The sequence below is a fragment of the Paraburkholderia sp. GAS33 genome, assembly GCF_050436645.1.
In the GTDB taxonomy this organism is placed as follows: Bacteria; Pseudomonadota; Gammaproteobacteria; order Burkholderiales; family Burkholderiaceae; genus Paraburkholderia; species Paraburkholderia phenazinium_B.
This window is the reverse complement of sequence record NZ_JBNDMP010000001.1, coordinates 84,165-109,609: the sequence shown is the minus strand read 5'-3', so window position 1 is coordinate 109,609 and position 25,445 is coordinate 84,165. Positions and strand designations below refer to the sequence as shown.

Annotated in this window: 26 protein-coding genes; 10 read left to right on the top strand and 16 right to left on the bottom strand. The window is 62.4% G+C overall.

Translation table 11 applies throughout. The features are described from left to right. Positions 1-27: 27 nt before the first annotated feature. The 15 genes from P3T24_RS00530 to nac all read right to left on the bottom strand — a co-directional run bounded on the left by P3T24_RS00530 (position 28) and on the right by nac (position 13,544). A complete protein-coding gene (locus P3T24_RS00530) occupies positions 28-1,104 on the bottom strand; it encodes a zinc-binding dehydrogenase (protein WP_429431482.1) in 1,077 nt (358 codons plus the stop codon). Between the two features lie 138 nt (positions 1,105-1,242). Beyond that, positions 1,243-1,998 (bottom strand): glucose 1-dehydrogenase, encoded by a 756-nt coding sequence (locus tag P3T24_RS00525; RefSeq protein WP_429286191.1) that lies wholly within the window; start codon positions 1,996-1,998, stop codon positions 1,243-1,245. Between the two features lie 106 nt (positions 1,999-2,104). Continuing rightward, on the bottom strand, positions 2,105-2,953 hold the full coding sequence (locus P3T24_RS00520) for a transporter substrate-binding domain-containing protein (protein ID WP_174567538.1): 849 nt from the start codon (positions 2,951-2,953) through the stop codon (positions 2,105-2,107). A 71-nt stretch (positions 2,954-3,024) separates the two neighbouring features. Then, the gene (locus tag P3T24_RS00515; protein ID WP_074266222.1) at positions 3,025-3,753 is read right to left on the bottom strand and encodes an amino acid ABC transporter ATP-binding protein; all 729 of its coding nucleotides are present in this window, start codon (positions 3,751-3,753) and stop codon (positions 3,025-3,027) included. A gap of 25 nt (positions 3,754-3,778) precedes the next feature. After that, positions 3,779-4,528, bottom strand: coding sequence for an amino acid ABC transporter permease (locus P3T24_RS00510; RefSeq protein ID WP_429431479.1), 750 nt, complete (start codon positions 4,526-4,528; stop codon positions 3,779-3,781). Between the two features lie 2 nt (positions 4,529-4,530). Beyond that, the gene (locus tag P3T24_RS00505; RefSeq protein WP_074266224.1) at positions 4,531-5,232 is read right to left on the bottom strand and encodes an amino acid ABC transporter permease; all 702 of its coding nucleotides are present in this window, start codon (positions 5,230-5,232) and stop codon (positions 4,531-4,533) included. Between the two features lie 347 nt (positions 5,233-5,579). Continuing rightward, positions 5,580-6,590 carry a 2-hydroxyacid dehydrogenase gene (locus P3T24_RS00500; RefSeq protein WP_429286037.1) on the bottom strand — a complete coding sequence of 337 codons (1,011 nt, stop codon included), beginning with the start codon at positions 6,588-6,590 and terminating at the stop codon, positions 5,580-5,582. A 57-nt stretch (positions 6,591-6,647) separates the two neighbouring features. Next, positions 6,648-7,406, bottom strand: a complete 759-nt coding sequence (locus P3T24_RS00495; protein WP_074266226.1) for an SDR family oxidoreductase — start codon at positions 7,404-7,406, stop codon at positions 6,648-6,650. A gap of 154 nt (positions 7,407-7,560) precedes the next feature. Further along, positions 7,561-8,328 (bottom strand): LamB/YcsF family protein, encoded by a 768-nt coding sequence (locus P3T24_RS00490; protein ID WP_074266227.1) that lies wholly within the window; start codon positions 8,326-8,328, stop codon positions 7,561-7,563. 34 nt (positions 8,329-8,362) lie between these two features. Continuing rightward, positions 8,363-8,827 (bottom strand): acetyl-CoA carboxylase biotin carboxyl carrier protein, encoded by a 465-nt coding sequence (locus P3T24_RS00485; protein ID WP_429431476.1) that lies wholly within the window; start codon positions 8,825-8,827, stop codon positions 8,363-8,365. Positions 8,828-8,830: 3 nt separating this feature from the next. Beyond that, complete coding sequence (locus P3T24_RS00480) at positions 8,831-9,838, bottom strand: biotin-dependent carboxyltransferase family protein (protein ID WP_429431473.1); 1,008 nt, start codon at positions 9,836-9,838, stop codon at positions 8,831-8,833. Further along, positions 9,835-10,506: a 5-oxoprolinase subunit PxpB gene (gene pxpB / locus P3T24_RS00475; RefSeq protein WP_074269200.1), complete on the bottom strand. Its 672-nt coding sequence runs from the start codon at positions 10,504-10,506 to the stop codon at positions 9,835-9,837. Before pxpB ends, P3T24_RS00480 begins: the two co-directional genes overlap by 4 nt. Before the next feature lie 83 nt (positions 10,507-10,589). Beyond that, positions 10,590-11,942, bottom strand: a complete 1,353-nt coding sequence (gene accC / locus P3T24_RS00470) for an acetyl-CoA carboxylase biotin carboxylase subunit (protein ID WP_074266230.1) — start codon at positions 11,940-11,942, stop codon at positions 10,590-10,592. Positions 11,943-12,017: 75 nt separating this feature from the next. Next, entirely contained in the window at positions 12,018-12,485 is a 468-nt protein-coding gene (accB, locus tag P3T24_RS00465; protein ID WP_074266231.1) for an acetyl-CoA carboxylase biotin carboxyl carrier protein, read from the bottom strand. Between the two features lie 132 nt (positions 12,486-12,617). Then, complete coding sequence (gene nac, locus P3T24_RS00460; protein WP_074266232.1) at positions 12,618-13,544, bottom strand: nitrogen assimilation transcriptional regulator NAC; 927 nt, start codon at positions 13,542-13,544, stop codon at positions 12,618-12,620. Between the two features lie 283 nt (positions 13,545-13,827). On the opposite strand from nac, the gene P3T24_RS00455 reads away from it, so the two are divergent. The 3 genes from P3T24_RS00455 to P3T24_RS00445 all read left to right on the top strand — a co-directional run bounded on the left by P3T24_RS00455 (position 13,828) and on the right by P3T24_RS00445 (position 17,494). Continuing rightward, positions 13,828-15,036, top strand: coding sequence for an aspartate transaminase (locus tag P3T24_RS00455; protein WP_429286042.1), 1,209 nt, complete (start codon positions 13,828-13,830; stop codon positions 15,034-15,036). A 158-nt stretch (positions 15,037-15,194) separates the two neighbouring features. Continuing rightward, positions 15,195-16,268, top strand: a complete 1,074-nt coding sequence (locus tag P3T24_RS00450) for a porin (protein ID WP_083611537.1) — start codon at positions 15,195-15,197, stop codon at positions 16,266-16,268. Positions 16,269-16,456: 188 nt separating this feature from the next. Beyond that, positions 16,457-17,494 (top strand): L-idonate 5-dehydrogenase, encoded by a 1,038-nt coding sequence (locus P3T24_RS00445; protein WP_429408351.1) that lies wholly within the window; start codon positions 16,457-16,459, stop codon positions 17,492-17,494. Between the two features lie 88 nt (positions 17,495-17,582). Here P3T24_RS00445 and P3T24_RS00440 read toward each other — a convergent pair whose 3' ends face one another. After that, positions 17,583-18,251, bottom strand: a complete 669-nt coding sequence (locus tag P3T24_RS00440; RefSeq protein ID WP_429408353.1) for an RraA family protein — start codon at positions 18,249-18,251, stop codon at positions 17,583-17,585. A 227-nt stretch (positions 18,252-18,478) separates the two neighbouring features. Between P3T24_RS00440 and P3T24_RS00435 the strand changes: the two genes are divergently transcribed. The 7 genes from P3T24_RS00435 (at position 18,479) to P3T24_RS00405 (ending at position 25,442) form a co-directional block, all read left to right on the top strand. After that, positions 18,479-19,390, top strand: coding sequence for a LysR family transcriptional regulator (locus tag P3T24_RS00435; protein WP_429408355.1), 912 nt, complete (start codon positions 18,479-18,481; stop codon positions 19,388-19,390). A gap of 331 nt (positions 19,391-19,721) precedes the next feature. Continuing rightward, positions 19,722-20,429, top strand: a complete 708-nt coding sequence (locus P3T24_RS00430) for a 2Fe-2S iron-sulfur cluster-binding protein (protein ID WP_429431470.1) — start codon at positions 19,722-19,724, stop codon at positions 20,427-20,429. Between the two features lie 9 nt (positions 20,430-20,438). Further along, positions 20,439-21,440, top strand: coding sequence for an FAD binding domain-containing protein (locus P3T24_RS00425; RefSeq protein ID WP_429431467.1), 1,002 nt, complete (start codon positions 20,439-20,441; stop codon positions 21,438-21,440). Further along, positions 21,437-23,683, top strand: a complete 2,247-nt coding sequence (locus tag P3T24_RS00420; protein ID WP_429431464.1) for a xanthine dehydrogenase family protein molybdopterin-binding subunit — start codon at positions 21,437-21,439, stop codon at positions 23,681-23,683. The genes P3T24_RS00425 and P3T24_RS00420 overlap by 4 nt, the downstream gene beginning before the upstream one ends. Before the next feature lie 88 nt (positions 23,684-23,771). Then, the gene (locus P3T24_RS00415) at positions 23,772-24,359 is read left to right on the top strand and encodes a nucleotidyltransferase family protein (protein ID WP_074266241.1); all 588 of its coding nucleotides are present in this window, start codon (positions 23,772-23,774) and stop codon (positions 24,357-24,359) included. Between the two features lie 203 nt (positions 24,360-24,562). Then, positions 24,563-25,285 carry a PIG-L deacetylase family protein gene (locus tag P3T24_RS00410; protein ID WP_074266242.1) on the top strand — a complete coding sequence of 241 codons (723 nt, stop codon included), beginning with the start codon at positions 24,563-24,565 and terminating at the stop codon, positions 25,283-25,285. A 4-nt stretch (positions 25,286-25,289) separates the two neighbouring features. Next, complete coding sequence (locus tag P3T24_RS00405; RefSeq protein ID WP_167379410.1) at positions 25,290-25,442, top strand: hypothetical protein; 153 nt, start codon at positions 25,290-25,292, stop codon at positions 25,440-25,442. The last annotated feature ends 3 nt before the right edge of the window (positions 25,443-25,445 follow it).

Genomic DNA, 25,445 nt, shown 5'->3' with positions numbered 1-25,445 from the left:
ATCGGCATCCACGCACGCGCAGCCTTGCTACTCTCGCGCGAAATCCACCACCGTGCATTGCAGCCCTGCCATCTGTCCTGCGGCGTCTATCGCCGCCTCAAGAGCGGCGAATGAATACGACTGCAGCTCGACCGCGTCGAGCGGTATCTGGCCCGACGCTACCAGTGCAACCAGCGCAAGATAATCGGCACGCGTGTACATGAAATTGCCTATCAACTCCCAGTTGTTTAGCATCATCTCCTGATACGCGATCGGCAAGTCCACCTGCATGCTGCCCATCAGCACGAGCCGGCCGCCACGGCGCAAGCTGCGCAGCGCGGCGAGCGTCGCCTGAGGATCGGTTGCCTGGCCAACCATGTCGAACGCGAGATCCGCACCGCCGCCCGACGCGGTGCGAATCGCGGCAGCGTCCTGGGTGGCATCACCCGTCAATACGACCGGTATGACCCGCCCTCGCCCCAGTTCGACGAGCGCCTGCAGCGGTTGAGGCCGCCGGCCCAGCGCGATCACACGGGTCGCGCCCATCGCAAGCGCAGCGAGTACCGCGGCCGATCCGAAATAACCGGTGGCGCCGTTTATCACGACGGTTTCACCCGCCGTCAGCCGGCCGCGCCGCAGTCCGCCGAACGGCACCGCGAACTTGCCGAGCACCGCAAGCCGCGTGGCTGAGACGTCTTCGAGGCCATCGAGCGCGATCAGTGTCGCAGCAGGGAACTCGGCCAGCTCGCGCAACGTGCCGTGCGGGAAATCAGCCAGCAACACACCGCTGTCCGCGCTGATCGCTGTCAGGCCGAGCAGCGCCTGAGCAGGTTCGCGCACGGTTTCATCCGCGACCCAGTAGGGATTCACCGCAACGCGTTGACCGGCGTGGAATGCCACTACGCCCTCACCGACCGCCTCTACCCGGCCCACACCGTTCGTCCCGGGTGAAAACGGCCCCGGCGGGTATGCATAGGGCAGCTTTCCTTCGACGTAGCTGCGCGTGTAACTCAAAAGCGGCACCGCTTCCATCCGCACCAGCACCGCGCCGCGACGCGGCTGCGGTTGTGCGACCTCGCGCAGGGCGAGCGGTTGACCGGGTTCATCGAGCATCCAGGCTTTCATGTCTGACTCCAGAGAAAAGGTTGACTGCATGCCTTGACTCTAGAACGTAGCCACGTATTCCTGAAATCAATTACTCAAATGCGACCCATCAGCATGATTGATACAGATGGTATGAGGTCCGGCGTCGCACGCTGCCAATCACAGCGTCGCCGTGACTCCGCCGTCCACGTAAAGAATGTGACCGTTCACGAAGTTCGACCCGTCGCTTGCGAGGAATACCGCCGCGCCGACGAGGTCTTCGACTTCACCCCAGCGCCGCGAAGGCGTGCGTCCGATCAACCACGCGCTGAACTTCTCGTCGTTGACTAGCGCTTCAGTCAGTTCGGTTTTGAAGTACCCCGGTCCCAGACCATTGACCTGAATGCCATGCTGGCCCCAGTCGATGGCCATGCCCTTGGTCAACATTTTCACCGCGCCTTTGCTCGCCGTGTAAGCGGCGATATTCGGCCGACCCAACTCGCTCTGCACCGAGCAGATGTTGATGATCTTGCCGCGCTTACGCTCGATCATATGACGCGCCACCGCTTGCCCCACCAGGAAGACGCTTTCGACGTTCGTCTTCATGAGTTCTTCCCACTGTGCATGGGAAAACTGCTCGAGGGGTGCGCGCCGTTGCATGCCCGCGTTATTGACCAGAATATCGATCGGGCCGATCTCCCGTTCGATACGCCCGATCGCTGCCTCCACTTCGCCCGGCGACGTCACATCGAAGCTGGCGGCGTGCGCGGTTGCACCGTCGGCATTCAGCCGGCCGACCGCGTCGTTCAGGCGCGCCTCGCTGCGAGCGTTCAGAACGACCTCAGCCCCCGCTGCGGCAAGTCCTGTTGCCAATGCATAGCCGATCCCGGTACTCGAACCCGTAATCAAGGCACGGCGGCCCGACAGATCGAACATCCCCAAGATATTCTTCAACTCAGATCCTTTGCGTCCTTGCTAAAGACACCGTTTTACCGCACCGGCGCACAAGGCGCCAGGGTGCGGCACATTTCAATGCGTCTCTTCACGACACCGGCGTGAACTTGAGCTGACTGATCGGCGTGACCTTGTCGGTCCGCACGAGGCCGTACGGTGTCTTCGGACCCAGCCATTTATTGAACACACCGCTCATCTCGCCGCTCTGCTCCATCGCCGCCAGCGCCTTGTTGACCGCATCGAGCATCGCCGGTTCGTTCTGACGCAGGCCCACCGCGATCGGCTCGATCAACATCGGCTCGGAAGCGATCGCGACCGCGCCATCCGTGCCGTCAACCTGTTTCGTGATCTTGATGGCAGTCATCTGGTTCGTGACGAAGCCCTTCACCTTGTCCTGCTCAAGCGCGAGGAACGCCGAACTAGTATCGTGGAAGGTCACCGCCTGGCCATCCTTGATGGACAAAGGAATCGACTGCGCGGAAGTCGAACCGTCCGCGGCACTGATCTTCTGTCCAGCGAAGTCAGTTAATTTCTTCGTCGCATCGGCTTTCTTGACGACCAGCACTTCCTTGGTTGAATAGTAAGCATCGCTGAATGCAATCTGCGTTGCGCGCGTCTTCGTATAGGCCAGGTTAGCCACGACCACATCGACGCGTCCAAGCTTCAGTTGCGGAATACGCGCCTCCACAGCCAGCGGTTCGAGCTTCGCCTTGACGCCCAGTTGTTTGGCGATTCCATTGCAGAGGTCGACATCCATGCCTTCGAGCTGGCGTGTCTGCGCATCCGGATACGAAAACGGTTCGACGTTCGAATAGACACCGCAGGTCAACTCGCCGTGGCTCTTGATATCAGCCAGTTGATCCGCATAAGCAGGAGTCAAACATGCAGCCGTACCACCAAGGACTAACAGCCCCGCAACAAACTTCTTCCCTTGCATCGTCATGCTCCTGAGTTATATGAGTAAGGCTATCGATCAGCCAGGTGGTACAAGATGTCTACATCGAATCGTCAATGCGTACGCAGATCGGACAGGAATCGCTGCGCACGCGCATGCTGCGGGCGTGAAAAGAACTCTTCGGGCGGCGCCGTCTCCAGAATCTTGCCGGCATCCATGAACCAGACCCGGTCGGCCACTTCGCGCGCGAAACCCATCTCGTGGGTGACGCACATCATCGTCATGCCTTCCTGGGCCAGACTCTTCATTACGTTCAGGACTTCACCCACCATCTCCGGGTCGAGCGCGCTGGTCGGTTCGTCGAACAGCATCGCAGGAGGATCCATTGCCAGCGCACGGGCAATCGCCACGCGCTGCTGCTGGCCACCCGAGAGTTGCGGCGGATAGGCGCTCGCCTTGTTGGACAGTCCCACGCGTGCCAGAAGATCGGCCGCCTTACGCTCGGCGTTCGCGCGCTTCAGACCGTTTACACGCATCGGCGAGAGCGTGATGTTCTCCAGCACCGACAGATGCGGAAACAGGTTGAACTGCTGAAACACGAAGCCGATGCGGCTTCGATAAGCATTCAGACTGAGCTTCCGGTCGTGAATATTCTGGCCATCGAACGAAATCTGTCCGCGATCGATTTCCTCGAGCCGGTTGACCGTGCGAATCAGCGTCGATTTGCCGGAGCCGGACGGTCCGCACACGACGACCACTTCGCCCTTGCGAACCTCGGCGTTCACATCCACGAGTGCGTGATATTCGCCGTACCATTTGTTGACGCTGGAAAACTTGATCATGCGAATTCCTTGGATAGTGGGACGCCTAGTTCTCGCTAGGCAGCGGATCAGGCAGAGAGGCCGAGGCCACCTTGCTGTTCCTCGCAGCCGAACCCGCCCGCTTCTTCGTCACGCGGCGCTCCAGATGGCGCGCGAAGCGCGTCAGCGCATAGCACAGCACGAAGTAGCTCAGCGCGAGAATCAGATACACGGAGAACGGTTTCGTCAGCAGCCGGTTGTTGATCTGGTCGGCCGCGAACGAGATTTCCTGAACGTTGATGATGTAGCCGAGCGAAGTTTCCTTCACCGTCGAAACGAACTGCGTGACCATGCTTGGCAGTACGTTATAAAGCGCCTGCGGCAGGATGATCGCGCGCATCGTCCCCAGGTAGCTCATGCCGAGCGCGCGCGACGCTTCGACCTGGCCTTTCGGAAGCGCCTCGATACCGGCACGGATGATTTCGCCCAGATACGCCGAGTCGTAGACCACCAGGGCGCACAGCATCGTCACGAAGCCCGTGACCGGATAGCCGGTCAGCACGGGCACGAGAAAGTACACCCAGAAAATCACCATCAACAACGGGATGCCGCGCACCATATAGACCAGGCCCGTAGCCGGCGCACGCAGAAGCGGGAACGGACTGATCCGCGCAAGCGCCACGAGGATGCCCAGCGGAAAGGCAATGACGAGTGCCGACAGCGACAGCAGTATCGTCAGGACGATGCCGCCCAGCGGGCCATGCGGATACTGCCCGATCAGCAGCAGCGTCCAGTTGTCGCGCAGGATCTGCAACATGATCACTTCACTCCCGGAATGCGGTAGTGCGTCGCGAGCTTCGCTCCCGCCAGCATGATGACGAGCGAGATCGTGAGGTAGACCACCGTCGCGACAAAATACGACTCGAAGGAGAGGAACGTTTCGTTTTCAATCTGCCGGGTGACGTAGGTCAGCTCGGCCGCTCCGATTGCCATCGCAAGACTCGTGTTCTTGAACAGCAGGACGGCGTGGTTGACCATCGGCGGAATGGCATTGCGAAGGGCCTGGGGCAGAACGACGTAGCGCAGGCCGCTGACAAAATTCAGGCCCAACGCGCGCGAGGCTTCGTACTGGCCATAAGGAATGGCACGCAGGCCGCTGCGAATATCTTCGGAGAGGTAAGCCGCGCTGCACAGGCCGATCGCAATCACGGCAAACACGAACTGGCCGTTGTACTGGTTCAGCAGATCCTGCAAACCTTGCGGCAAGACATTCGAAATGCCGAAGTACCAGAACAGGATCTGGACCAGCATCGGCACATTGCGGTGGTAGGCCACGAACGCTGACACGAAGGCAGTCGCGGCACGATTGTTGGTCAGGCGGATCAACGTCAGCAGAATCCCCACCACCAGCGAAAGAAGCCACGCCAATACGGCCATCGCGAGTGTGAGTTCGACACCGTGCAGGAAGAGCGCGCCGTAGTCGCCTTGCAGCACCGTCGCCAGGTCAAAATGAAGTTTCATATTGCACGCCCCAATGATTCGGATCGGACCGATGTTCGCTGCATTGCATGATCAGCAGTCACATCGTCTTTGAAAGCGGAAATGCCGTCTGCTCCCACGTTGAATTCATACTAGCTCGCGAAAATAGACCCTTGCAGAGGCCTTTCTTCTGGCGCAATAAGTTTCGCGAATGATGCGGGTGACGACCGGCGGACAGCCTGATGGACCGGGCTTTGCATGACTTTTGTCTCCATGACAGGGGGCGTTTCCAGCCACCCTGCTTTTTTAAGCGCGCTTTTGCGTCGAGGCAAAAGCGCGTAACACTCAAACGCGCAGGCCAGTGCCGCCTGTGTCGCGTTACGGCACGCTCAGACGGTGGCCGCCGCGTGCGTCAGCACTTGCGGATTGATCGGGGTGGGCGGCTTGCCCGGCGTATTACCCAGTCCGAGTGCGGCGATCAGATTGTCTACACAAAGCGCCGCCATGGCCCGCCGGGTGGCGACCGAGGCACTGCCGATATGCGGCGTCAGAACCACATTGCTCAACTCGAGCAGTGCGGGATTCAGCGCCGGCTCGCCCTCGAAGACATCAAGGCCTGCCGCTGCGATGCTGCCCTCGGCCAACGCAACCGCCAGCGCGGCATCGTCGACCACGCCACCGCGTGCGATATTGGTCAGCGTCGCCGACGACTTCATCTGCTTGAGCTGCGCCGCGCCGATAGCGTGATGCGAACTCGCCGAATACGGCACGACGATGATCAGGTGATCGGATTCGCGCAGCAGCGTGTCCTTGTCGACGTAACGCGCCTGGCAACTTGCCTCGACTTCAGGCGCGAGCGGCGAGCGGTTGTGATAGATCACCTGCATGCCGAAACCCAGGGCGCCGCGTCGCGCGATGGCCTGGCCGATACGGCCCATGCCGAGAATCCCCAGGGTCGCGCCATGCACATCGCCGCCGACGAACATGTCGTAACGCCCCGTCTTGATCCATTCGCCGCGGCGCAGAAAGCGCTCCGACTCCGTGATGCGCCGCGCGGCTGCCATCATCAGCGCGAAGCCGAAGTCGGCGGTCGTGCCGGTGAGGACGTCCGGCGTGTTCGTGACCAGTACGCCACGTGCCGTACAAGCGTCGACGTCGACGTTGTTGTAACCCACGCCGATATTGCAGACGGCGCGCAACTGCGGACAGGCGTCGAGCAGGGTAGCGTCGATCCGGTCGCTGCCCGCCGTCACCGCGGCCGTTTTGCCTTGCAGGTGCGCGATGAGTTCGGGTTGGGTCCAGACGGTGTCATCAGGGTTATCGGTCACATCAAAATGCACCCGCAGACGATCAACGATGTCGGGAAACGACGCACGGGTAACGAGGACCGATGCTCGCATGGGACAGCTCCTTGGTTGGATTCAGATGATGTTCTTGCGCACGCCGGACACGTTCGATCAATCTGCGTGATCAACAGGCTCACGCTTGATCGTCGTCAGGCCGCCGGGCACCTGCAGCGTGGGCAAAATTTCCATGTTGCTGATGTTGACGGCCAGCGGCGCGGCGATCGCGAACGCAATCGCGTCGGCGATATCGGACGGGAGCGGCAATTCGAAGCCGTCGATAAACTTCTTGCGTGCTTCTTCGATATCGCCATGCACGTGGCCAAAGATATCGGTCGCAACGCGGCCTGGACAGATCTCGGTGATACGCACCCGCTTGCCAGTGGCATCCACCCGCAACTGACGCGACAGCGCATGAATACCGGCCTTGGTCGCGTGATAGATCGAGTTGCCGTTGAAGTTGTAGATGGCCGCAATCGAGCTGATGTTGACGATATGACCGCGGTCGCGCGCCACCATGCCCGGCATGGTGAGACGCACAATGTGCAGCACTGCTTGCAGGTTCACTTCCACCTGCACGTCGATGTCTTCGACATTCGCATCCAGAATCGAGCCTTTGCGCGACACGCCGGCATTGTTCACGACGATATCGAACGGCACTTCTTGCGTCAGCTTCGTCACGGCAGGCAGATCGGAGACGTCGATCGCATGCGGAATGCACCCGGTGCGCTCGGCCAGTTCATTCAGACGATCCGCGTTGCGTGCAAGCGCATGAACCTCGAGTCCTTCCCGGCAAAAGCGCTCGACGATTGCCGCACCCATTCCGGTAGAAGCACCAGTCACCAGCGCGGTTTTATAGTCTGAAAACGGCATGAATTACCTCTATTTGTGGTTCTGAATCTATCGCGGTTCGAATGACGGCAACCTTGAGATTCAATGTATACGGCGTGAAAACCGCACGCCAAGACGAAATGGATTTGTAGGGATAAGTCGACCTTATGACGCGCCAGATCGGCTTGCGCACCGTTCAGCGCACCAGCTTCGATACCGGCACGACCCGTCCACCCGCCGCTTCGATTCCCGCGCGCACCGTGCGTGCGAGTTCGACGGCGCCTGGCGTATCGCCGTGCAACAGAATCGACTGCACTGCGACCTTGAGCTTGCCGCCCGTGACCGTCGTAATCGTCCCGTCTTCAAGCAGTTCCTTGACGCGCGCAAGCACCGCGGCGCGATCCTTGATCACGGCGCCTTCCAGCTTGCGCGAGACGAGCGCGCCCTGATCGTCGTAAGCGCGATCGGCGAGGAAAGTGTTGGCCGTGCGGATGCCTACCTTGTCGGCGGCACGCTCGATTTCCGTGTTGGTCGAGACGCTGATGATGAGGTCACGATCGAACTCGGCCACCGCCCGCACCAGCGGCTCGGCCAGTTCGTACGACGCAGCGGCCATGTTGCCGAGCGCACCGTGAAAGCTCATGTGCGTGACGCGGTGCCCCGCTGCCTTCGCGATCCCGGCCAATGCCCCCATCTGATAGAGCACGTACTTGGCCAGTTCCAGCGGATCGGCCTGAATCTGCCGCCGGCCGAAGCCCAGCAGATCGGGAAAGCCGACATGCGCGCCAATCTCGATCTGCCGCGCGAGTGCCATGCGGACCGTCTTGTCCATGATGACCGGATCGCCTGCATGGTAGCCGCAGGCCACGTTGGCGGACGAGACGATATCGAGCATCGCTTCATCCTCGCCCATGGTGTACGGGCCGAAGCCTTCGCCGAGATCGGCGTTCAGGTCGATTTCCACTCTTCACTCTCCATTGTCTGATCCCGATTTACCCCTATGCCGAAGCTGCCAGCACGAACAAAGGCGTTCCGTAACCCACCTTATCGCCATGCGTCGCAAGTACCCGCAGGACACGACCGTCGATCGGCGCGAGAACTGGCACGCACAACTGAGCAATCTGCAGCAGGCCGACAATATCGCCCCGCGCGACGTGACCATCGATGCTGACGAACGGCGTGGTGCGCGCCGGATGTGCGGCCAGAAAAATCCCCACCGAACTGGCCGTCACCGTAGTCACCTGCTTCTGCGCACCTTCCAGCACATGGGCCGCTGCAGCGGTGCCTCCGCCCGGCACCGCCGGCAGCGGCGATTCGTGCAAGGCACCGCGCTGCTGCGCCTCTGCGGTTAGCCGAATAGTCGTTCCAGGCCTGCTGATCTCGACGAATTCGATATCGACCTCAGTCAGCCACGAGGTGATCTGCCGAAGTTCGCTGACCTGTACTTCGATTTTCTGTGTCATGTTTCAGTGTCTGGAACCGCGAAAAAGGTCGACCAGGTTGCGAACCTTGGCGAGATAGCGCTCCACGTCTTCGAGTGCGGCCACCGCTTCAGGATAGGTGGTCTGCACAAAACGGAGCTTCGTTCCGATGCGGGCCTGCGCGAGCCGCCACAGGTCTGCTTCGATCACGGTGCCGATCTTCGGGTAACCGCCCGACGGCTGCGCGTCGCGCAACTGGATGATCGGCTGGCCGTTGTGGGGCACCTGAATCACGCCGGGCACGATGCCGTGCGAGCGCTTTTCGATTACACGCACCGCGCTCAACGTCGGACCTGCAAGGCGGTAGCCGTAGCGGTCGCTCTGCGGCGTCACCTTCCATCCTTCGCTCCAGAACGCAGCGAGCGATTCCGGCTGGTAGCAGTCGTATTCGGCGGCGGGCAGCACACGCACCACCGTTTCGGTCGCCTCGGCCTCAGGGACGGCCAGCGGACGGGGTATCGAAAACTCAGGCGGCACGGTGCCGAACCCGGCTTCGTGGGCCAGCTCATATAGCGGCGCAGCCTGCTCGAGGCCGACAGCCTGCACCACATCGCCTTTCTGCAACTGGCGCCCGTTGTAGCCGCCGAACTGCCCGCGCAACTGCGTGCTGCGCGAACCGAGCACGACGGGCACATCGACACCCCCTGCGAGCGACAGATAGCAGCGCGTGCCGCTTGCCGGTACGCCGATCGTCAGGACGTCGCCTTTGCTTGCCTGCGCGGTCCACCAGGGGAGCACCGAACGCTCGCCCAGACGCGCGGCGCAATCGGCGCCGGTGATCGCGAAAGCGGTGTCTTCAAGGAAGCGAATGCGGAATGGAAACATCGGAATTTCGATGCCCGCCGCGTCCTCGGGATTGCCGAGCAGGAGGTTGCCGACCGAGAGTGCCAACCGGTCCATCGCGCCGGCCGTGCCGACACCGTAGCGCAGATAACCCTCGCGCCCCTGGTCCTGCACCGTGGCAAGTGCTGAGGAAGACAGGATCTCGATCATGAGACGATCCTCTCGACGCGAAAACGAATCATGTCACCGGGTGCCAGGGTAGCCGGATTGTCGCGCATCGGATCGAAGAAGGACATCGAGGTATGGCCGATGGTGTTCCAGCCGCTGGGCCCTGTGGAGGCCGAAACGCCCGTCTGCACGCCGCCGATCGACACCGCGCCCCCTGGCAGGCCAAGCACGGGCACCTTGCGACGCGGCGTGGCAATACGCGGATCCATGCCGCCGAGGTAGCAGTAGCCTGGGTGGCTGCCGAGTGCGAAGACGGTATAGAGCGGCGCGCAATGCAACTGCACGACCTCATCCACGGACAAGCCGGTGTGGGCCACCACGTCGTGCAGATGCGGCCCGAACTCGCCACCGTATTCCACCGGCAGCTCCACCACTTTGCCTTCAATCTGCAGTTCGCCCGCCGCGGCCCACGCGTCGCGCAAAGCGGCGTCGAGCGAGCCCGGATCGGCAGGCGGCGTGGAGAACGTCAGCATCAGATTGGTCACGCCCGGCACCGCCTCACGCACACCCGGCCACGATTCGACCTCGCGCGCCAGCGTCCAGATGCGGCGTTGCGCACGCAGATCGAGCGCGCCGGGTGCTTCGAAGAGCATCGCCGTCGTGCCCAGCATGCTGATGCAAAGCGGAGGGTCCGAATCGTCCTGTTTCATCGCGTGGGCGGTCCTTTCTGAATCCAGTCGCATCTGTCCGGCCGTGCCGGCGTACGCGATCGATGCATGTTCGATGATGCACGTCATGTCGGTTTCCTGTTTGCAAGCCAGCGTTCCAGATGGTGAATATCGACGCCGCCCGCACAAAAACCCTCGTCTTCAAGTATGGCCTGATGCAACTGCACATTAGTACGAATGCCTTCGATGCGCATCTCCGAGAGTGCGAGACGCATGCGCACCAGGGCTTCCTCGCGGCTCGCGCCGTAGGTGATGAGCTTGCCGATCAGCGAGTCGTAATACGGCGGCACCACGACGCCGCTGCTCATGTGCGAATCGATCCGCACGCCGTTTCCTCCCGGCAATTCCCACGCTGTGATCTTGCCGGGACACGGCAAGAAAGTGAAAGGGTCCTCGGCGTTGATACGGCATTCGAGCGAATGGCCATTGGTGCGGATGTCCGATTGCCGGATCGTCAGCGCATGGCCTTGCGCAATGCGAATCTGTTCCTTGACGATGTCGATGCTGGAGGTCATCTCTGTCACCGGATGTTCGACCTGCAGGCGCGTGTTCATTTCGATGAAGTAAAACTCGCCGTTCTCGAACAGGAATTCGAACGTGCCCGCGCCGCGGTAGCGGGTCTGCCGGCATGCCTCCACGCAGCGCTCGCCGACCTGCCTGATCAGCCCCGGATCGATGCCTGGCGCCGGTGCTTCTTCCAGTACCTTCTGATGACGCCGCTGCAGCGAACAGTCACGCGAACCGAGCCACAGCGCATTGCCATGGGTGTCGCACAGGACCTGAATCTCGACGTGGCGCGGATGCTCGAGAAACTTCTCGACGTACAGTTCGGGCTTGCCGAAAGCGCGGCGCGCTTCCTCGCGCGTCACCGAGACCGCTTCCAGCAACTGCCCGGCACTCTGCACCACCCGCATCCCGCGCCCGCCGCCGCCCCCGGCCGCCTTGACGATAACGGGAAAGCCGATCGCTTCGGCTACCTTAAGGATCGCTGCGGGATCATCGGGCAAGCCGCCGTCCGGGCCCGGAACGCAGGGCACACCGGCTGCGCGCATGGCGCGCTTGGCCGCGACCTTGTCGCCCATCGTCCGGATGGAGCGCGGTTCCGGACCGATGAAACTCAGCCCTGCCGCTTCGACTTCTTCGGCGAAGTCGGCGTTTTCCGAAAGAAAGCCGTAGCCGGGATGAACGGCCTGCGCACCGCTGACATGCGCGGCAAACAGGATCGCGCCACGGTTCAGATAGCTTTGCCCGGGCGCGGCGGGACCGATGCACAACGCCTCGTCGGCCAGCCGCACGTAGCGTGCGTCCGCATCGGCTTCCGAATAGATCGCGACCGTCTTGAGCCCCAGCTCACGGCACGCCCGTTGGATTCGGAGTGCGATCTCGCCGCGGTTGGCAATCAATACCTTGTTAAACATCGTCGCCCGACCGGAAGAAATGGCACGTCGCCACAACGGAGCGGCAATTCATCGATGGATTCGTACGCATGGCCATCATCTGATTCGAAACAGCGGCTGGCCGGCTTCCACCTCGTCACCCGGCCTGACGAGAATCTCGACGACGTTGCCCTTGAACTCGGATTCGATCGCGTTGAACATCTTCATCGCTTCGATCGTGCAGAGCGCCTGCCCTTCTTCAACGGCATCGCCTACGCCTACGAAGGGTGGCTCCCCGGGAGCCGGCGTCAGATGAACAATGCCGAACATCGGGGCGCAGACCAGCTGGGGCTCGCTCGCCGTGGCATCCACTGTGGTCGAAGCGGCGACGGGTGGGACGGCCTGCCCCGCTTCCTCGGCGGGGGTCGAACGCGCGGAGCGAGGGATGTCCTCGCTCGCATCGGACGTCGCGCGCCGATGTGTTTTGACAAGCCGAATCTTCTCGTCGCCCTCGATCAGTTCGAGTTCGGCAAGCCGCGATTCGGCCAGCAGGTCAATGAGACCCTTAATCTTCTGAAGATCCATTTCTGAGTCCGTGGCCTGGTTAAGGCTAGTCGGTCCGGCTCCACTCAAGCTGGACGATCTACGCTGGACTCAATGTATCTGGCGCATAAAAAATGCGCCAAGACGGTTTGGGTTTGTAGCGATAAGGCGCGCTTATGTATCGGCGCCGGCCTCCGAACGCACGTCGAGCGCAAGGTCACCCGCCAGTTCCAGCAGGATGTCCTTGACGGCCGCGGCGGGCTCGGAAAGGGGAAGATGGTCCGACAGGCAGACCGAGAGGGGGATCTTGATGACCGGCGAAACGATGCGGCACTGGACGATATCGCCCGCCGCCGCGACGACCCGCGCGGTGGAGTCCGGCAGGATCGTGGCGCCGATGCCGGCGCCCACGGCGGCCGAAAGCGTCGACGCCGATTCGATCTCGGCCACCACCTTGGGGATCATCTGGACACGCGCGAAGCCTTCGTCCACGTACTTGCGCAGATAGTTATAGGGCCGCGGCAGCAGCAAGGGCACATCGCGCAGGGCCGTCACGTTGATCTGCTCCTGCGTGATGCCCATGCTGCGCGGCGCGACGAGGAACAGCTCCTCGTTCATCAGAAGCTGGAACGACAGGCCGTGGACCGGCTTGTCGCCATAGAGGACGGCCATGTCCATCCGCCCGTTCATGATCAGCTCGCTAAGCGTGGTACCGAAGTTTTCGTTGATATACAGAAGGATGTCCGGATGGCGGGCGCGCACCGTGCGCAACAACGGCAAGGACAGGGCCGACGCCCCCGTGCCCGGCGCGAGACCCACGGACACCTGGCCTGACAAGGTTTGCCCGGCGCTCTTCACGTCCGCCTGCGCCTGCTCATACTGCCGCAGGATCAGCTGCGCGTGACGGTAAAGGGTGGCGCCCGCTTCGGTCGGCGTCACGCCGCGCTTCGTGCGCACCAGCAGTTGCTGCTGAAACTCGTCTTCGAGCGTGATCAGTTGCTGGCTCAGCGCGGGCTGGGCGATATGCAGCACTTCGGACGCCTGGGTCAGGCTGCCGATATCGACAATCTTCACGAAGTACTTCAAACGCCGCAGGTTCACGCTGATTGCATCCGTGGTCGGTTAAGGGATTGCAGCAATCATAGGGCAAGCGCTGTTCGACGCACAGCCCTCAAAAAACCCGTGTGCCGACGACGCGACAGATGTGGCGCATTGCCCCCGGCAGCAGCGATTGCGGGAAGTACTAATTGCTGCGATGCGTGTGCAGTGCGCAGCTCGTCCCGTCATAAGTGGATGTTATTACGCCAGCGGAAAGACATCTTAGCGACATCTTTTCTGCGCGCTTACTGTTAGGCCTCATTAAACCCCCATCCAGGAGTCCAGTGTGAGTGCATCGCGCATCGCCGCCCGTGTCCAGCGCATCAAGCCGTCGCCTAGCAGTGCCGCGGCGGATCGTGCCGCCGAACTGCGGCGTCAGGGCAAAACGATCGTCAATCTGGTCGTTGGCGAACCCGACTTCGATACGCCCGAACATATCCGTCGTGCCGCATTCGAAGCGATGGAGCGCGGTGAAACACGCTATACGCAAACCGCGGGCACACCTGCACTGCGCGCCGCTATCGCCGACAAGCTCAAGCGCGAGAACGGGCTTTCGTATGATCCGAAGCACGTCATCGTCACGTGCGGCGCCAAGCACGCAATCTTCAACGCCCTCGCCATCACCGTCGAAGAAGGCGATGAAGTGCTGATTCCCGCGCCTTACTGGGTGTCTTATCCGGACATGGCGCTGGCCTGTGACGGCGTACCCGTCGTAGTGCCATGCACCGAGGACGATGGTTTCAAGCTGACGCCTGCGACCCTCGAAGCCGCGATCACCCCACGTACACGCTGGCTGATCATCAATTCGCCGACCAATCCGACCGGCGCGACCTATACGGCCGGCGAGCTGCGCGCACTGGCCGACGTGCTGCTGCGTCATCCACGTGTGCTCGTCATGCTGGACGATATCTACGAGCACATTCGCTTCGACGGCGAGGCGCTTCAGCATCTGCTCTCAGTCGAGCCTCTGTTGATGGATCGGACCCTGGTGGTCAACGGCGTGTCCAAAACCTACGCGATGACCGGCTGGCGTATCGGTTATGCAGCCGGTCCGGCCGACCTGATCGGCGCTATGGACACGCTCCAGTCCCAGTCGACCAGCAACGCGAGCTCGATCAGCCAGGCTGCCGCGCTTGCCGCGCTGACCGGCGACCAAAGCTTCGTCACCCGTTCGGTGCGTGTCTATCGCGAACGGCGCGACCACGCGCTGGCAGCACTCAACGCAATTCCGGGCATCAGTTGCCGCACGCCGGGTGGCGCTTTCTATCTGTATGTGAATTGCGGCGGCATGATCGGCCGCACCACCCCGCAGGGAAAACGCCTCGAAGGCGACGCCGATGCCGTGCTCTACCTGCTCGAACACGCAGGGGTTGCGCTGGTAGCGGGCTCGGCCTATGGGGTCTCCCCCTTCTTCCGGATGTCGATCGCCACCAGCGTCGAAACCATCGACGAAGGCTGCAAAAAGATCGCGGCGGCCGTAGCTGCCTTGGATTGAGGGCAAAGATGCGGCGCGAAATATCGCGCCGCATTCTCAGATAAAGACATGCCGCACTGTCTGGATGCGGCAGTTGAACTGTAATTTCCGTTTTCTTCAAACTGCAAGGGGATCTTCTCGTGAAAAAGAATACATTAGGTGTACTGATTGGAGTTGGATTGGCAGTATCTGGAACCGCGTATGCGCAGTCGAGCGTCACGCTGTACGGCATCATTGATGAAGCGGTGCGTTACGACAATCATCAGACGAAGACCGGCAGCGGCAGTCTTTTCACGATGGGCAGCGGCGGCGAAATTCAAGGTAGCCGCTGGGGCTTGCAGGGAACGGAAGATCTCGGTGGCGGCATGGCCGCAATCTTCCAGTTGGAAGGCGGCTTTACGCCGAACACTGGTGCGACGCAGCAATCGGAGCCGAACGGCACGGCGCGTCTGTTCGGCCGCACGGCTCTCGTCGGGCTCACCACCAACTACGGCACGATCACAGCGGGCCGCCAATACACGCTGGTCCACGAAATGGGCTGGACGCACGACATCTATGCGTTCGCCAATTACACCGGCACGGTCGGCTTCCAGGGAGCGGGCGAAACCGGCGGCGGACGTCTGGACAACTCGGTGCGATACACGTCGCCGACTATTGCCGGCATTACCGCTAAGGGTTCCTATACATTCGGCCAGACCGCCGGCAATTTCCATCAGTATTCGTCGCCCGCATTCGCTCTTTCGTACGACAACGGTCCGTTGAGCGTCGGGGCGGCCTATCAGGTGATCAACGACATTGGCGGCCTGACGCCCGCCACGACCGAGTACGGCAGCACCTACTTTGGCCTCACGATTCCGGACAGCTCGCAAAAGGTCTTCACGGCCGGCGCAACGTACAAGTTCGGTTCGGCCAAAGTCTTTGCCTCATACATCTTCAGCCACGTCTATCCGGCGGACTACCGTAACGACTCGTTCTCCACAGCTCTTCAGTACTACATCACACCGGCCTTCGTTCTCGACCTGCCGCTCTATGTCGACTTCGTTCACCACGCCGGCGAGAGCGGTACGCGCATTACCGGTGGCCCGACGTTCGATTACTTCCTGAGCAAGAGCACGGACATCTATATCGGCGCCGACTACAACCATCTGACCGGCGCATGGGTCACGCTGGCTGCGGCTTCGGGTTCCAACCAACCGTTCTACGGCCATAACTCGCTGTTCGAGGCGGATATCGGCCTGCGTCACAAGTTCTAAAACCTACTGAACCAGAGGTCTGCTTCGCGCCTCGTCAGCCGAAGCAGACCCGGCATCGCAAATCAACAACCATAAGCTGTGCCGATTGGCCCAGACAAAATCGCTCTTGGTCGCTTGCATCGCACAGGCCTAAGGTATAGGTTGATCATTCACCCGAATCTCCCGATTCGCTGACCGAGACCTTTTCCATGCACGCACTCGTCATTCACGCCCCGCTGGATTTACGCATCGAGGACGTTCCGACTCCCGAACCCGACGCTGACCAGCTGCTCATACGCGTTCGAGCTGGCGGCATCTGCGGTTCCGATCTGCATTACTTCAATCACGGCGGCTTCGGGACCGTGCGCATCAAGGAGCCGATGGTGCTCGGCCACGAGGTGTCGGGCGTCGTAGCCCGCACGGGTTCGGCCGTCACCGATATGCCGGTTGGCACACGCATCTCGATCAGCCCGAGCCGGCCGTGTGGACTCTGCCAATACTGTCAGCAAGGCCTGCAGAACCATTGCCTGGATATGCGCTACTACGGCAGCGCAATGCGCACGCCGCATGTGCAAGGCGCGTTCCGCCAGGAAATCGTCATCGATCGCTCACAGGCTCATGTCGTTGCAGACACCCTGACTGACGAAGAAGCCGCGATGGCAGAACCGCTGTCCGTCGCACTGCACGCGGTGCGCCGCGCAGGACCGTTGCTCGGCAAGCGCGTGCTCGTTACGGGATGTGGACCGATTGGCGCGTTGATCGTAGCGGCTGCCCGCCGCGCGGGCGCAGCGCACATTGTTGCGACCGATGTGAGCCCGCTGCCGCTGCAAAGCGCACTCCAGGTGGGCGCAGATGTCGCGCTTAACGTCGCCGAGCAAGCCGACGCTCTCGTGCCCTTCTCGGCCAACAAGGGAAGCTTCGATGTCCTGTTCGAGGCAAGCGGAAACGCCGCTGCATTGCGCAGCGCGTTCGACGTGCTGCGTCCGCGCGGCATCGTTGTTCAGGTTGGTCTTGGCGGCGGTGAAGTCAGCTTGCCGATGAACGTGGTTGTCGCCAAGGAATTCGAATTGCGCGGGGCATTTCGCTTTCACGAAGAGTTCGCGGTAGCAGTGGAGCTGCTGAACAAAGGCCTGATCGACGTCAAGCCGCTGATCTCCGGCGTGTTTTCGTATCGGGATTCGATCGCGGCATTTAAAGCCGCTGGCGACCGGTCGAAATCGATGAAGGTGCTGGTCAATTTCCAATGATGTTTTGTTGCAAGTAGTTGGATCGCGACGGTTAGCGTGTGAGGCATAACCGTCGCAAACAACTCAAAGCCTGCCCAAACTTCGGGCCTTAGTTATTGCAGCGCGCTTCCAGCGCGTCAATGAACGCCCGGTCCCAACGCCCTTCTCTCATCGCACGCATCGTTTCGGCCTCCGCTTCCAGCACGGCGAGCGCCTTCTCGATGACAAACCTTGCGTCTTCCTGAGGAATGGCCAGCAAGCCGTCCTGATCGCCGACGACAATGTCGCCCGGGTTAACGACCATGCCGCCCACACATACCGGCACATTGATCTCGCCCGGACCGTCCTTATACGGTCCGCGGTGTGTGACACCGCGCGCATAGACCGGAAAATCCCGCTCACGAATCTCCGCGACATCGCGGATCGCGCCGTCGATCACCACGCCCGAGAGACCGATCGTGGCAGCGTAAAACGTCAAAATACCACCGACAACCGCGTTGCTGAGGTCGCCGCCGGCATCGACCACCAGCACGTCGCCTGGGCGGCAAAACTCGAGCGCACGCAGATAGGTCAGGTTATCGCCGCCGCGCGAACGCACCGTGACCGCTGTGCCCGCCATCGTCTTCTTCCCGGGGCGCTGGTAAGGATGCAGTCCCGCGCTGCCGGTGTTGCGATGCATGTTGTCGCTAAGCGCGGAGACCGGAATGTCGCGCAACGCGTTCAGAGTGCTGACTTCGGCCTGAGCAGCCGAGGGGTTCTTGCGGATGGCTTTGTACATAGTCGATGTTCGTGTCGGGAATAGAGGGAACAGCTTGACGCTGTCACGTACTCGTAACGGTATGCTCGCCACCGCAGGCACGCCAAGATGAAATCGGTCTGCCGCAATACCGAACACTTATGAAGCGAAGCGCGATCCGTCACCGCCCTGATTTGCAAACGCGCCCTTGAACTCCAGCGCCCAGCTACGTATTCTTGTGATCAATCCCTTGGAGGCGACCCATCAACATGATTGATCTACGCGGTATCGACCTGAACCTGCTGGTGTCGCTCGATGCACTGCTCGCAGAATCCAACGTCACGCGCGCAGCCGAGCGCCTGCATCTGACGCAGCCCGCCGTCTCGACGCAACTCGCGCGGCTGCGGCAGATCTTCGGCGATCCGCTCCTGATTCCCGCCGAAACCGGCCGCGGCATGACGCGTAGCGCGCGGGCGCTAGCCTTGATGGAGCCGTTGCACGCAGCCTTGAAAAACCTGGAAGTGGTGGTGCGCCATCAACCGGCCTTCGATCCGCATAGCGACGTGCGGCGCTTCGTCATCGCGGCTAACGACAACGCCACCTCCGTGCTCGGTTTGCCGCTGATGGAGCGGCTGCCCGAACTGGCCGGCCAGGGCGTGCGCATTGCGTTCGTCGTGGCCGATCAACCGTCGACGGCAGAGCGCCTCGAGCGTGGCGAGATCGATCTGCTGCTCGGTTCCGAACGGATGATTCCGGCGTCGATGAAAGCCCGCAAACTGTTCGACGAGCGTTTCGTCTTCGTGCAGCGCAAGGGGCATCCACGAGGCACGGCGCCGCTCGATCTGGATACGTATTGCGCGCTAAACCATGTACTCGTCTCGACGAGTGGCGGCAGTTTCTACGGCTTCATGGACGAACATCTCGATGCGCTCGGCCGTGCGCGGCGCGTCGCACTCTCGGTCCAGCATTTCACGCTAGTGCCCGAATTGCTGGTGAATTCGGACTACGTTTCGACGTTGCCGTCGCGCTTTGCGGAGCGCCATAACAAGCGGCTCGATCTGTTCGAACTGCCGTTCGAGGCGCGCGGCTTCACGCTATTCGCGGCGTGGCATCCGCGAAACCATGTCGACCCGGCACTCGTGTGGCTACGCGAAACGCTAACGGATCTGGCCGCAGCATAGGGCTTCAATTCCTCTGTATGCCTTACCAATAGCGCGTTTGACCGGCGATTTGCCGCTCCGTGTCGGCACCAATAGCTCCTGCTGTATTGCGCAAAACAGTGTTTCTTTTCTAGCCCGATAACGGACGCTTGATCCTCTGCGGCATTGCATATAGTTAATCGCAACGTGCAGCGATGCCGCGTCGCATCCGCATGTCCGGACGTCTTCCCGCAGTTCCCGCTCACCACCGCGGCATCGAAATTGCTGACTTCTACACGCCGCCAGTGCATCGCATCGAACTCCCGACGTGTCGCGGGTTTGCATCGACCTTTCATGGAGCAAACAGAACGTTATGTCCAGAAATCGAGTCCCCCCGGGTTCAGACGACGAACCTGACGCCACCCCCAATAAACCTTCGCGCCGCCGCTTCCTGCAATCCGCTGCGGCCGCCGCGACGGTAGGCGTTGCGCCGCATGTCCATGCCCAGAACCAACCTGCCGCCGCGCCGCCGCCCGAAGCGCCGCGCGCGCCCGAGCCGCCGCAGCCGGTCACGCTCAATGTCAACGGCCGCGCCTATACGCTGCAACTCGAGCCGCGCGTGACGCTGCTCGATGCACTACGCGAATACGCCGGGTTGATGGGCACGAAGAAAGGCTGCGACCGCGGCCAGTGCGGCGCGTGCACCGTCATGGTGGAAGGCCGTCGCATCAACTCTTGCCTGACACTTGCCGTGATGCACGATGGCGAAACCATCACTACAGTGGAAGGCCTGGCGAGCAATGGCGTGTTGAGTCCGATCCAGCGCGCCTTCATCGAACACGACGCCTTCCAGTGCGGCTACTGTACGCCCGGGCAATTGTGCTCGGCCACTGCCATGCTCAACGAGTTCGGCAACGGTACCGCCAGCACCGTCACGGCCGATGTCCGCACACGCCCCTCCCAACTCAGCGACGATGAAATCCGCGAGCGCATGAGCGGCAACATCTGCCGCTGCGGTGCGTATGCGAACATCGTCGCCGCCGTGCGCGCCGTGCATGACGGCAGCACGGGCAACGCCTAGGAGGCCGGCATGGAAGCGATCTCCTACGAACGCGCTGTGGACGTGAGCGGCGCGCTGCGCGCAGCGCAGCAACCCGGCACGATGTTTATCGGCGGCGGCACCAACCTGCTGGATCTGATGAAAGGGGGGGTGGAGCAACCCGTACATCTCGTCGATATCACGCACCTGCGCGGCCTCGACACCATCGGCACGCTGCCCGACGGCGGCCTGCGCATCGGCGCACTCGTGCGTAACAGCGATGCCGCCAATCACGCCCTGGTACGCGAGCAGTACCCGTTGCTGTCACAAGCGTTTCTGGCCGGCGCCTCGCCGCAGTTGCGCAATATGGCCACCGTTGGCGGCAATCTGATGCAGCGCACGCGCTGTGGCTACTTCTACGATACGGCATTTAGCCAATGCAACAAGCGCCAGCCCGGCAGCGGCTGCGCTTCGATAGAAGGGCAAAACCGCACGCATGCGATCCTCGGTGCCAGTTCGCAGTGTGTCGCCGTGAACCCGTCGGATATGAGCGTGGCACTCGCAGCGCTCGATGCCGTGGTGCGCGTGAGCAGTCTGCGCGGCGAGCGCACGATTCCGATCTCGGAGTTTCACCGCCTGCCTGCCGATCGTCCGGAAGTGGATACGACACTGCAACCCGGCGAGCTGATCACGGCGGTCGACTTGCCGCCCCCGCTCTTTAGCGACCACTCCCATTACCTGAAGGTGCGCGACCGCGCGAGTTACGCGTTTGCGCTCGTTTCGGTCGCCGCTGCTTTGCAAATGGATGGCAATACGGTTAGGACTGCGCATATCGCCTTAGGCGGGGTCGCGCATAAGCCGTGGCGCGCGAGCGTCGCGGAGCAGATGCTGAGTGGAAAACCGATCTCGGATGCGAATCTGCGCGCGGCCGCCGCTGCCACGATGGGCGAGGCGCAGCCGCTCAGCGGCAACCGCTTCAAGGTGCAACTCGCGCAACGCTCGATCGTGCGTGCCGTGAATCAGGCCGCGGGCCGGACGGGAGGTGTCGCATGACTACGAACCTGAACACGAAGGCGCCACTGGTCGGTCAGCCGATGGACCGCACCGACGGCGTGCTGAAAGTCACGGGCGAGGCTCGCTATGCAGCGGAATTTGGCGGAGCGCGCCTCGCGCACGCGGTGCTGGTGACGAGCACGATCTCGAGCGGCAGCATTGCCTCGATCGACGCGAGCCGCGCGCAATCGCTACCGGGCGTACTGCTGGTGATGACGTATCAGAACGCGCCGCGCCTGCCCAATGGCGGGCGTCCGCCGCTGGCGCCGCCCGCCGGCCGTCATTTGTCGTTGCTGCAGGACAACCAGGTTCACTACAGCAATGAGCCAGTCGCCGTGGTGGTCGCCGACACGTTGGAGCGCGCCACCGACGCCGCACAGCAACTGCGCATCACGTATCAGGCGACGCCTGGCGCGCATAACTTCACGCGCGCCAAAGCGACCATGCACGCGCCGATCAGCCCGCAGGGCCGCCAGACCGACACGCAACGCGGCAACTTCGATGAGGGCGTGGCCGCCGGCAGCGTGCGCATCGATCAGGTCTACACGACACCGGTCGAACATCACAACCCCATGGAGCCGCACGCCACCATGGCGCATTGGGATGGCCCTCAACTGACGCTGTACGACTCCACCCAGGGCGTGAGCGGCACGCGCACCGCCGTGGCGAAAACGCTCGGCGTATCGCCAGATGACGTGCACGTGATCTCGCCGTTCCTCGGCGGCGGTTTCGGCGGCAAGGGCTCGTCCTGGTCGCATGTGGTGCTCTGCGCGATGGCCGCGAAGCAGACGGGACGTCCGGTGCGCCTCGCGTTGACCCGCCCGCAGATGTTCGGCTCGGTCGGCGCGCGACCGCGTACCGAGCAGCATTTCCTGCTTGCCGCGCGGCCCGACGGCACGCTCACCGCGATGCTCCACGACAGCATCTCGAACACGTCGACGATCGAAGACTGGACCGAGACCTGCTGCATGGTCACACGCATGCTCTATGCCGTGCCGAATCAGCTGACGACGCATCGCCTCGTCCAGTTGAACCTTGGTACGCCTACATTTATGCGCGCGCCAGGCGAAACCACGGGCTCGTTCGCGCTCGAATCCGCGATGGACGAACTCGCGTGGAAACTCAAGATGGACCCCGTCGCATTGCGGCTGAAAAACTACGCGGAAGTCGATCCGCAGGAGAACAAGCCTTTTTCGAGCAAGGCACTGCGCCAATGCTATGAGATTGGCGCGGAGAAATTCGGCTGGTCGCGGCGCACTTCGACACCCCGTTCGATGCGCTCCGGCCATACGTTGATCGGCCTCGGCATGGCGAGCGCCACGTATCCCGCCAACCGAAGCCCGGCCGCGGCGATTGCGCGCATCCTGCCCGACGGAACGGCGATGGTCGGCTCGGGTACGCAGGATCTCGGCACGGGCACCTACACGGTGATGACCCAGGTGTCGGCCGACGCGCTCGGCTTTCCGCCCGAAAAAATCCACTTCGAGCTCGGCGATTCGAGCTTGCCTCAAGCGCCCGGTTCGGGCGGCTCGCAATCGGCCGCGAGCGTCTCGCCGGCGGTGCACGATGCCTGCACGCAGGTACGCAACCAGTTGATCTCGCTCGCGCTGGCCGACAATGCATCGCCGGTACACGGCACGGATGCGTCCGATGTGACCGTGCAGGACGGCTGGGTGGTCAGCCGCGCGAATCCGTCACTGCGCGACCCCGCGGCCGCAATTCTCGCGCGCGCCGGCGGCAAACCGATCGAGGCCGTGGTAAGTGTGAAGCCCGGCCAGGAGCGCAGCGAATATTCGCTGCATTCGTTCGGGGCGGTGTTCACGGAGGTCCATGTGGATGCGGATCTCGGCACGATCCGGGTGCCGCGCATCGTCGGCGTGTACGACGTCGGCCGGGTCCTCAATGAGAAAACCGCGCGTAGCCAGATGATGGGCGGCATGGTGTGGGGCATCAGCGCCGCATTCGAAGAAGACACGCTGCTCGACGAGCGCTATGGACGCTTCGTCAATATGAATCTCGCCGAGTATCACGTGCCGGTGAATGCGGATATCGGCGCGCTGGATGTCACCTTCGTGAACGAACCGGATCCTCATATCAATTCGCTGGGCGTGCGGGGGATTGGCGAGATTGGCCTGACCGGAGTGGTGGCAGCGCTCGCGAATGCGGTTTATCACGCCACTGGCGTGCGGGTGCGGGATTTGCCGATCACGCTCGATAAGGTGTTGTCGCCGGTGGAGGTTTGAGGGGGCCGGCGCGCCCGTTACATTCGCGCTTGCCTGCTCGCCGGTTGCGCCGCACAATCGACCTCATCCTCCTCTCCAGGTGCCGCCCATGGCCTATGCCTCGCTCGCAACCGGCGTGCTGCTCGCCGCCGGCTACGGGTCGCGCTTCGATCCGGACGGTCTGCACAATAAACTGCTCGCCCGCATGCCGGACGGCGGCATTGTCGCGCATGAAGCCGCGCATCGCCTGCTGCTGGTGGTCAGCCGCGTGCTCGCCGTGGTGCGGCCCGGATCCGAAGCGCTGGCCCGCATGCTCAATGAGGCCGGTTGCGACGTGGTGTTCTCGGCCGACGCCGAACGCGGCATGGGCGCGAGCCTTGCCGCCGGCATCGAAGCGAGCGCCGACTCGGAAGGCTGGATCGTCGCGCTGGCCGATATGCCGCGCATTGCTGTCGCCACGGTAGAAGCCGTAGCGCGCACGCTCGACGGCGGAGCATCGATTGTCGTGCCGTTTTATCAGGGCCAACGCGGGCATCCGGTCGGTTTCGGCGCGGAGCACGGCGAAGCCTTGCGCGGACTCGACGGCGACACCGGCGCCCGTGCCCTGCTGGCCGCAAACCGGGTCGCACGTCTGGATCTCGACGATCCGGGCATCCTGCGCGACGTGGATACACCCGACGATCTCGCCGGCGTGTGACCGGACAACCCTGCGTGCAACCTCCCAGACGATCTCGCGCGGCGCCTCCCGGGCGGCGCCGCGCTCAGGCACACGCCTTGCGAATGCACAGACGTTGTGCGCAGCGCGCGCCAATACCGACTAAGCTGATGTGACGCGTTCCCGTCGTCACATCAGACGCGGTATGCCGCGTGCCTCGCCTCCGACAATCCAGTGCGACTCCCATGAGCGAAACCAGCCCGCGTCTTTTTGTTGTCTCGCCCCATTTCGACGATGCCGTCTTTAGTTGCGGCGCGTTGCTCGCCACCCATCCCGACGCCGTCGTCTGCACCGTCTTCGCCGCGGCGCCCGAGCCGGATATGCAGACTGAATGGGACCAGCAGGCCGGCTTTACGAGCGCGCAGGAATCGGTGAATGCGCGCACACTGGAAGACAACCGTGCGCTCGAACTGCTCGACGCGGTCCCGGTCAGGATGCCGTTTCGCGACGGCCAGTATCTGGACTCGCCGTCGATCAGCAGGTTGTCGGCCGCGCTTGAAGAAACCATTTACCGCTCGACCGCGAACACGCTGGTGATGCCGCTCGGTCTGCATCACGCCGATCACGCGCTGGTCTACGACGCCTGCATCGAAATCCTGCCACGGCTGTCGCACCTGACGTGGTTTGCCTACGAGGATGCGATCCACCGCCGCCAGCCGGGCGTGGTCGAGGCGCGCCTCGACGATCTAGCGCTACGGGGGATTATGGCGACGCCGGCGCACCCGTCGATCGCACACACGATCGATGCCGAACGTCAGGCGTACCTGAAGCGCGAGGCCGTCTATGCTTATGAGAGCCAGCTACGCGCATTCGGGCCGAAAGGTTACGAAGATGTGTTTCGCGCCGAACACTACTGGCAGTTGAGCGTGTCCCGTGCTCCCGCACGCCGCTCCTCTCCCGCGAGGTGACGTCATGTTTTTCCGCATGCATACCAACCCGATTCCCGACCCGCTTGCGGACCCGACACGCGATCCGGAGGGCGACCCGCTGGCGCCGCCCTCGCCCGGTCATCACAACGACGAGCCGCAGCGGCCCGAAGGGCCGCCGGATAAAGATCCGGTTTGACGC